The following is a 2,165-nucleotide window of genomic DNA, read 5'->3' as shown; positions in this document are numbered from 1 at the left end:
TTCGGCTGGGCACTGCGCGCATCAGCCCAGGATCCTGAAGCCGCGGCGCTGCAGGGGATTTCAATCACCATGACCGCGCGGATTGCCATGTTCATCGGCGCCGGTCTGGCCGGGATTGCCGGGGCGCTGACCGCGCCGCTGGTTTCGGTCAACCCGCATATGGGCCATTCGGTGATCGTCACTGCCTTTATCGTCATCATCGTCGGCGGGGTCGGCTCGCTTGAGGGCGCCATTGTCGCCTCAGTTGCCTATGCGCTGGTGCATACGTTTGTGACCACCTTCTATGATGGTGTGCTGGCTGACATCGTTGGTCTGTCGCTGATGTTGGTTGTGCTGATCGTGAAGCCCACCGGATTGTTTGGGAGTGCGGACCGTGCCTAAGTTCCTGATTTCGATTACGGCGCTGGCCGCATTGATCGCTCTGCCGCATGGCCTTAGCTTTTCGCAGCAGGAAATCCTGGTGTTCCTGACCATCAATGTGCTTCTGGTGGCCAGCTACCGGCTGCTGACGCTGACCGGCGAATGGTCGTTGGGGCATGTGGTGATCATGGGTGTGGGGGCCTACTCCTCAGCCCTGCTGACCAAGAAGCTGGGTGTTTATGTGCCGGTTTCGATGCTGCTGGGCGGGGTGATTGCGGCGCTGATTGCGGTGCTGCTGTCCTTCCCACTGTTCCGGATGAAGGGGTTTTACTTCCTGATCGGATCGTTTGCAGCCGGTGAGATCATCCGCCTGCTGTGGAAGCGCTTCCGGGATCCGTTTGGCGGCGCCAAAGGGATCAAGGGGATCGACCCGATGCCGGATTTCTCGGTCGGGTTCTATCAGTTCGATTTCTTTGAGCCGACGTCCTATTACTATTTCGCAGGCGTCATTGTGGCGGTCTGCTTGTGGATCCTGTGGCGGATTGAGAAATCGCCGGTTGGTCTGACCTTCCATGCGGTGCACTGGCAGGACAAGCTGGCGCAGGCCTCGGGCGTGAATGTGCGGGCCTACAGGACACTGGCCTTTGCCATCGCCTCGGGGTTTGCCGGGATTTCTGGCGCGCTGCTGGCGCATTACATTGGCACCATCAATCCCAACGCCTTTGACATTGACCTGATGGTTTATGTGCTGACCTGGGCGATCGTTGGCGGCACCGCTACCTTTTACGGCCCGATCCTGGGCTGTGTTGTGCTGACAGTCATCAACGAGATTGTGCTGCGGGAGCTGGGTCTCGAGCAGATGCGGCCGCTGATCTACGGCGCCATCATGATCCTGTCGATCCTGTTCCTGCCCAACGGTTTGGAAAGCATCGTGCAGAAATTCACCCAGAGACGTGCCGCGGGCGGCGCGCCGGAACGGAGGCCGGCTGAATGACCGATTTTCTTGAGGTCAAAGACCTGACCATGCGGTTTGGCGGCCTGACGGCGGTGGACACCCTGTCGTTTAAGGTGGAACACGGTACCATCCACGGGCTGATCGGCCCGAATGGGGCAGGGAAGACCACGACCTTCAACATGATCTCGGGGTTTTATAAGCCCACCGAAGGCCAGGTGCTGCTGCGTGGTGAAGATATCTCCGGCCTGCAAATGCACGAGGTTGCCCGGCGCGGGGTGGTGCGGACGTTTCAGCACTCGACGCTGTTTGTGGAACTGACGGTGCTGGAGAATGCGCTGGTCGGCACCCATATGCCGTTCCGCCCCAATATCTTTGCCGCGATCATCGGCTGGGACCACGAGGACCGCAGCGGCGCTGAGGCGCGCGCCAAGGAGGCGCTGGAGTTCTTCGGCCTGGATCATGTGATGCACGAGCGCGCGGGCGACTTGAGTCATGGTCACCAGCGGGCGCTGGGCATGGCGGTGGCCTATGCCAGCCATCCGGATGTGATCCTGCTGGACGAGCCGTTCACCGGCATGAACCCGGAAGAGACCCGGCAGATGATGGATCTGATGGAACGGCTGAAGGCGGACGGGATCACCATCCTGATCGTTGAACATGACATGCAGGCGATCATGGGGCTGTGCGACAACATCACCTGCATGAGTTTTGGCAAGTTCCTGGCCGAAGGCGGCCCGCAGGAGATCCGCAACCATCCGGCGGTGATCGAGGCCTATTTGGGAGGCGCGCGCCATGTTGCTTGAGATGAAGAACATTGCCGTCAACTACGGCAAGATCAACGCGATCCGCA

General features: G+C 60.1%; 2 protein-coding genes and 1 pseudogene. All 3 read left to right on the top strand.

Annotated features, from left to right (window positions below):
- Window positions 1-381, top strand: a pseudogene (locus A2I95_RS32975) (branched-chain amino acid ABC transporter permease); the annotation flags it as partial.
- Complete coding sequence (locus A2I95_RS32970; RefSeq protein WP_291736616.1) at window positions 374-1,354, top strand: branched-chain amino acid ABC transporter permease; 981 nt, start codon at window positions 374-376, stop codon at window positions 1,352-1,354. The pseudogene A2I95_RS32975 and the gene A2I95_RS32970, both read left to right, overlap by 8 nt.
- Complete coding sequence (locus tag A2I95_RS32965; RefSeq protein WP_291736613.1) at window positions 1,351-2,118, top strand: ABC transporter ATP-binding protein; 768 nt, start codon at window positions 1,351-1,353, stop codon at window positions 2,116-2,118. The genes A2I95_RS32970 and A2I95_RS32965 overlap by 4 nt, the downstream gene beginning before the upstream one ends.
- Window positions 2,119-2,165: the final 47 nt, after the last annotated feature.

The organism is Leisingera sp. F5 (assembly GCF_001593695.1).
The sequence above is the reverse complement of the archived record's forward strand: the minus strand, read 5'-3'. Positions and strand labels throughout refer to the sequence as shown.

Excerpts from the sequence above, each read along its gene's own strand:
- A2I95_RS32965 (WP_291736613.1), top strand. The coding sequence starts at position 1,351 with ATGACCGATTTTCTTGAGGTCAAAGACCTGACCATGCGGTTTGGCGGC.